The following is a 6,477-nucleotide window of genomic DNA, read 5'->3' as shown; positions in this document are numbered from 1 at the left end:
TGGTTTTAGAAATTTTGAAAATTATAGATTAAGAGTTAGAGTGCTTTGTGGATAAGTGAAGTGCCCCCGGATTTGGGGAAGACCCAAAATCTTTCCACGTGCCTTTATATTTTTGAAACCATTGATCAGCAACAACCGAGAAAGTTATTTTTTTTTGCTGCTCGGTGTTTTGCACTCGAGGATCAATCCCTTTATTTACTAGTTCTCGATAAGCCCAAGCTATATTGCGAGCTTCTTTTAAACCGATACTATCATAATTACCAATAGTGATTGTTTGCGGCTTTTTATCCCATTGAAAGCGAAAGATAAATACTTTATTTAATTTCTTTTTACTCGGCCTTAGTTCTAACACTAAACCATCACGATCAGCATGACGTTTTCCATCTTCTATTTTTAGAGATTTAACTTGAGAATCTGACAACATTATAAATTACCTCAACTAAGCGGCAACTTTGGAAGAGAGGTGAAAATCTTACCCAAAATCTTACCCAAAGTTCTCGCGGTTAAATGCGAAAATTAACGGATAGTTGAGAACGATTTGAGAGAGGAAAGTCAGTGTTATTCTATTATTTATCAATCAGTTACGTACTAATTTGAACTCTTGCGAACCATTACAAAATGTGTAATTGGTGCCCAGGGCCGGAGTCGAACCGGCACGGAGTTTAACCTCCGAGGGATTTTAAGTCCCTTGCGTCTACCTGTTTCGCCACCTGGGCATATTTTTGTTATGGAGGCTGAGGCCGGAATCGAACCGGCGTACACGGCTTTGCAGGCCGCTGCATAACCACTCTGCCACACAGCCACTCTTCAACAGTAAAAAAAAAGCGACTATGGCGTCGCTTTAATTTGGAGCGGGAAACGAGACTCGAACTCGCGACCCCAACCTTGGCAAGGTTGTGCTCTACCAACTGAGCTATTCCCGCGTCTCTACGGGGTGCAATTCTACCGTAAATTAGAATGCTGTCAACAGAAAAACCCTAATTTTTTAAGCAATGTTGTGACTTTTTTTCATCAGTTGCGGCCAGGCAATCATTAAATAAATAACCATCGACCAAATCGTTAAAATGGCTGCCAAATAAAGCATTATGAAACCAAAAACACCCCACCAGGATTGGGCTGGTGTAAAAGCAATCAAAAGAAAAAGGGCAACCATTTGCATCATCGTTTTGATTTTGCCGACATAGCTTACCGTCACACTGGCGCGGCTTCCTATTTCAGCCATCCACTCTCGGAGTGCAGAAATAACGATTTCACGCCCCACAATCACAATGGCCGGAATGGTGATGTAATCCATACTCTTGGTACCGACCAACAAGAGTAGACTACAAGCGACTAATAATTTATCTGCCACGGGATCCAGAAAAGCACCAAAAGGTGACATTTGCTTGAGTTTACGCGCTAAATAACCATCCAACCAATCCGTAAAACTAGCCAAAGCAAAAATGGCTGCAGCCAACCCATGTGCCCAGGGAAAAGGTAGATAAAAAGCAATAATAAATATGGGTATCAAGACAATACGCATTAACGTTAACAGATTGGGTAAACTGGTCAGGTTACTCACTAAAGTCCCTCTTGTTCAGGTAATTGGAGGTAAGCAGCAAAGCGTTGGTAGTCATCAAAAACTTCCATAGCACCTGCCGCGCGCAATGCAGCTTCTTGTTGATGGTAAAAATCGACTCCAATGGCATCAACACCGAGATTTTTTGCCATTTCGATATCAATTACCGAATCTCCCACCATCAGTGTCTCATGAATTCCTACATCAAATTCAGCCAAAATTTCTTCTAACATTTGTGGGCAGGGTTTAGGAGGTGTTTGGCCCGCAGAACGGGTTACTTTAAAATACTCATCCAAACCGGAAGCATGTAAAATCCTTTGTAACGATTGATGGCCCTTGTTGGTTGCAATCGCCAGATGAATGCCTGCTCGATGTAACTGCCGAGCGACCTCTCTTGCACCGGGGATTAAATAAACATGGGTAGTACGGGATACCAATGATTGGTGTACAGCTAATAGTAATTGTTCTTGCTGTTGCAAACTCAGGTGTGGAAATACCTTTTTTACTGCCTTGACCAAACCCAGTTCAACCGATTGGCGAGCCAGCTCTTCATCAATTTCACCAAAATTCAAACGTCTGGCCTCTGTAGCCACCGTATCCAAAATTTGTCCCAGTGTATCCCCTAAGGTTCCTTCCCAGTCAAACACTACCAAGCGATATGGCTTACCCATGAGTCAACAAGCTCCCCGCACGTAATTTTTTTAGTGTTTCTGCAAACCGTTCATCTAAATTTGCTTCAAACAAATAATTTTTTCCGTTCAGGTTAAATTGAATTGCTCTGGCATGCAAATAAAGTCGTGATTTAACCGACTCCAAACCAGTTATCAATTCTTCTTTACCATACTTTTCATCACCCACAATTGGATGTCCTAAATAGGCACTATGCACCCTGATTTGGTGGGTACGTCCTGTTTTGGGAGAAGCCTCGACCCAGCAAGCCTGCTGATAATTTTCCAGCAACTTAAAGTAAGTTTGTGATGCTTTCCCCTCTTCCTTCACAGCGACAATTCGCTCACCTGATTTTAAAGTATTCTTTTCCAATGCAGCATCTACTAATTTTGTTTTTTTGCCCTGCCACGAATTACTAAGAAGCGCCCAATAGGTTTTCTGTACCTCACGCGCCTCTAATAATGCTTGTATCGCTCGCAACATACTTCGTTTTTTGGCCAGCAACAAGCATCCTGAAGTTTCTTTATCCAAACGATGCACCAGTTCAAGATAAGACAAATCATCACGTGTTTTCCGTAAAGCCTCAATAACGCCTAAACTCAAACCACTGCCGCCATGTACAGCAATACCGGCGGGTTTATTAATCACCAACAAACTATTGTCTTCAAACAAAATGCTTTCTCGTAAGCGTTGCTCGAGTTTTTCGCCGACAAAAATATCTTTACTCTGACTTGTACGTACCGGGGGGATACGCACACAGTCACCCTGCATGAGGCGCGAAGACGCCTGTGCTCTTTTCTTATTAATACGCACTTCTCCAGCACGAATAATGCGATAGATATGGCTCTTAGGCACACCTTTCAAAATACGCATCAAATAATTATCTAAGCGCTGCCCTTCTTCGTCAGCACTAATTTCTGTGTAACGTACATCACTCATTTATGCATAAACCTATTTGCTGAAATTGTTTTTTTTTGGTACTATTAGAAGTGCGTGGAAATTGTTCGCGCAACCGAATTATAACGCATAAACAAAGAAAAAGTTTATCGGCCGACTATAAAAAACCGGCCATATATAGGATGAGTTGCCAATTAGCCAGTATGAATCCTGCAATACAGATTTTTTTGTGGTACGGAAGTACCAAAAATTGCAAGAAAATAGCATAAGAAAATCAATATGTTGGACTCATAGTAACCGAATTGAAAACAAATCCTAGGAGTTTGAAACGCGCTTCCCTTAAGTGAATGATAGAAGGAAGTAACCCAGTACCAGAGCAAAATTGAAAACGAACTCATCAGATACCCACGCATGTCAGACATGCTTTACATCAGTTACAGCTCATTTTGCGGATTTTAGGCAAAGGATGTTTTCATATGCATGAAATTCCATCTATTCAGCCTGTCCCCCACATCGCTCTGTCACTTCAGATGTACACATCCAGTATGCGCCGCAATATTTGCCGGTACCATGCGTGTGGTCTGTCCCTATGGTCTTGGGTCATGCTTAAAGAGAATATTTTTTGTCATTTGCAAGCTATGGTTAGTAACCTGAAATTATTTTCATGTTATTTGCAAACACCAAGATGCACAACGCTCGTTCTGAATAAATTAGGAACGAGCCTTGTCGTATCGGATAGCTTCAAAAAGGCAAGGATGAATAGCCTTACTATCCTTACTTGAGGTAGCGCCCTTATATGAGGGTGAATAATGGAAAGAATGTTGATAAATGCAACTCAAACCGAAGAGGTACGTGTTGCACTGGTTAAAAATAATTATCTGTATGATTTGGACATCGAATGTCCTGCAGAAGTGAAAAAGAAAGGTAATATCTACAAGGCAGTAGTGACTCGTCGCGAACCAAGCCTGGACGCCGTGTTTGTCGAATATGGAGCAAAACGTCAAGGTTTTCTGCCTCTTAAAGAAATCGCACCTGAATATTTAAGTAAACATCCTGATGATTTTGGTGATGAAAAACCACCTATCACGACCCTTCTTCGTGAAGGCCAGGAATTGCTTATCCAGGTAGACAAAGAAGAGCGCGGTAATAAAGGCGCAGCTCTAACAACCTACATTACTTTGGCAGGTTGTTACCTGGTATTAATGCCTAATAATCCGAACTCTGGTGGTATTTCCCGTCGTATCGAAGGCGATGATCGAGATGAGTTAAAAGAAACTTTAAATGCTTTGCAATTGCCGGAAGAAATGGGGCTTATTATACGCACGGCTGGTGTTGGTAAAAGCCAGGAGGAATTGCAAGGTGATCTTGATATGCTCTGCAATCAATGGCAAGCCATCCGCCAAGCTTATAATTCGCAGCTTGCGCCTTGCCTGATTCATCAGGAAGGTGATGTAATTATTCGTTCCATTCGCGATAATCTGCGTAAGTCTATCGGTGAAATCATCATTGATGATCAAATTTCTTACGTAAAAGCAAAACAATATATTGAGCAAGTTAAACCTGATTTTCTGCCTAACCTTAAACTCTACAACAATACGATCCCCCTGTTTAATTTCTATCAAGTGGAAAGCCAGATCGAAACTGCCTTTCAACGGGAAGTTCTTCTTCCTTCTGGTGGCGCACTGGTCATTGATCGTACTGAAGCGCTGGTTTCTATCGATATTAACTCGGCAAAAGCAACCAGTGGTTCAGATATTGAAACGACTGCATTAAACACCAATCTTGAGGCCGCTGATGAGATCGCTCGACAATTGCGCTTACGTGATTTGGGTGGTTTGGTAGTCATTGATTTTATTGATATGGGTTCCAGCAAAAACCAACGTGACGTAGAAAATCGTTTGAAAGAAGCGCTTAAAGCCGACAGGGCACGAATTCAAGTTGGTCGTATCTCTCGTTTTGGTTTACTTGAAATGTCACGCCAGCGCCTGCGTCTTTCTTTAGGTGAATCAGCACAGGAAGTATGCCCCCGGTGTGAAGGACGAGGTACGGTAAGAAACATTCAATCGCATGGTTTATCGATTATTCGTTTAATCGAAGAAGAAGCCTTGAAAGAAAAGACCGCTGAAATACATGTACAATTGCCGGTAGAAATGGCTACTTTCATCATCAATGAAAAGCGTGAATTTATTCTGGGTATTGAAAAACGCCATAACGTGCAAGTACTTGTTATCGCCAATCCTTATCTGCAAACACCGCAATATAGCATTACCCGTCTTAAGGAAGATAATGTAGGTAAGAATAAAAAACCCAGCTATTCACTAATTCAGCAACCAGAATTGGATGTTGTTCGTTCTGAACAAGAAGCGGTTAAACATGATGAACCCGCTGTAAAAGGATTTGCTCCTCATCATGCACCCAAGGTTCACCATGGCAGCTTCATCAAACGTCTATGGAGTAGCCTATTTGGCAGCACATCCGAATCATCTAGCAGCACCAGTAGTAGTACTGGCCGTCATGAAAAAGTGACACGCAGCGGCCCCCATCATCACCAGCACAAACAATCGGCACAACAGGGTGGTGAAAGACGTCAACAAAATCAAGCTAATCGTCGCCGTCGTCCGGGAAGCCATCAACAACAACAGCAGCAACAACGTAGTGGTAATGCAGCAAATAATCCACAGCGTAAAAAAGGCTCTGGCCAGCAAAGCGGAGGGCGTGTGATACCCCTTAAAACCGATTCTGCTAAAAAGAAAGGACCGCAGCAACGCTCAGAAAAACCGGTGACCAATAACTCGGTTGATGATTAATCCTGATCTGCGATTCCCGCATTAGATTTATGCTAATACGGGAATCCTGCTTCATGCCAGGCCATCAGCTCAATGGCCTGACCTATACCTCCCCTAATGAATTAACATGCTTGCCCGCCATTTCAAGCACAGGTTTCGTATAAATTTAGTTCGCTCCCAAGCCCAGACATTGTTGCCCCAGCAGTTCATCAACATGGCTTGAAATGACAATGATCACATCCACCCCGCTTCCCGCGACTTTGTTCACGGATCGAAGGTTGATTCATCAGATGTCCACTGGTCTTAACTCTCCATAGCGTAGCCCCTTGGCTATGGCTTCAGCGATATTTTTACACTCAAGTTTTTGAAAGATATTATTGCGGTGATGTCCAACTTGACGCTCTGAGAGGTTCAGGAACAGGGCGATTTCCTTCATGCTTTTCCCTTGGGAAGATAAATACAAACATTGCTGCTCGCGATTGGTTAAGCGGCCATCGAGGCAAAGTGGTCGTTGCACCCAGGACTGTGACAGCAGGGTTTGTACTTCAGCAAGCTGCTTGTTGCTAG

General features: G+C 42.7%; 6 protein-coding genes and 3 tRNA genes. 1 reads left to right on the top strand and 8 read right to left on the bottom strand.

Going from position 1 to position 6,477, the window contains the following annotated elements:
• Window positions 1-28 precede the first annotated feature (28 nt).
• The 7 genes from Lfee_RS15985 to Lfee_RS15955 form a co-directional block, all read right to left on the bottom strand.
• Entirely contained in the window at window positions 29-424 is a 396-nt protein-coding gene (locus tag Lfee_RS15985) for an Arm DNA-binding domain-containing protein (protein WP_058447963.1), read from the bottom strand.
• Window positions 425-627: 203 nt separating this feature from the next.
• Window positions 628-716: transfer RNA gene (locus Lfee_RS15980), tRNA-Leu, on the bottom strand.
• A 12-nt stretch (window positions 717-728) separates the two neighbouring features.
• Window positions 729-802: transfer RNA gene (locus Lfee_RS15975), tRNA-Cys, on the bottom strand.
• Between the two features lie 45 nt (window positions 803-847).
• Window positions 848-923, bottom strand: a tRNA-Gly gene (locus Lfee_RS15970).
• A 62-nt stretch (window positions 924-985) separates the two neighbouring features.
• On the bottom strand, window positions 986-1,561 hold the full coding sequence (gene pgsA, locus Lfee_RS15965) for a CDP-diacylglycerol--glycerol-3-phosphate 3-phosphatidyltransferase (RefSeq protein ID WP_058447962.1): 576 nt from the start codon (window positions 1,559-1,561) through the stop codon (window positions 986-988).
• Window positions 1,561-2,229: an HAD family hydrolase gene (locus tag Lfee_RS15960; protein WP_058447961.1), complete on the bottom strand. Its 669-nt coding sequence runs from the start codon at window positions 2,227-2,229 to the stop codon at window positions 1,561-1,563. The genes pgsA and Lfee_RS15960 overlap by 1 nt, the downstream gene beginning before the upstream one ends.
• On the bottom strand, window positions 2,222-3,166 hold the full coding sequence (locus tag Lfee_RS15955) for an RluA family pseudouridine synthase (RefSeq protein ID WP_058447960.1): 945 nt from the start codon (window positions 3,164-3,166) through the stop codon (window positions 2,222-2,224). The genes Lfee_RS15960 and Lfee_RS15955 overlap by 8 nt, the downstream gene beginning before the upstream one ends.
• Before the next feature lie 767 nt (window positions 3,167-3,933).
• On the opposite strand from Lfee_RS15955, the gene Lfee_RS15950 reads away from it, so the two are divergent.
• On the top strand, window positions 3,934-5,931 hold the full coding sequence (locus Lfee_RS15950; protein ID WP_058447959.1) for an Rne/Rng family ribonuclease: 1,998 nt from the start codon (window positions 3,934-3,936) through the stop codon (window positions 5,929-5,931).
• A 265-nt stretch (window positions 5,932-6,196) separates the two neighbouring features.
• On the opposite strand, the gene Lfee_RS15945 is transcribed toward Lfee_RS15950, so the two are convergent.
• A partial coding sequence (locus Lfee_RS15945) for a response regulator transcription factor (RefSeq protein WP_082646685.1) occupies window positions 6,197-6,477 on the bottom strand: 281 nt, incomplete at its 5' end.

The sequence above is a fragment of the Legionella feeleii genome, from assembly GCF_001467625.1.
In the GTDB taxonomy this organism is placed as follows: domain Bacteria; phylum Pseudomonadota; class Gammaproteobacteria; order Legionellales; family Legionellaceae; genus Tatlockia; species Tatlockia feeleii.
This window is presented reverse-complemented; position numbering and strand designations above follow the sequence as displayed.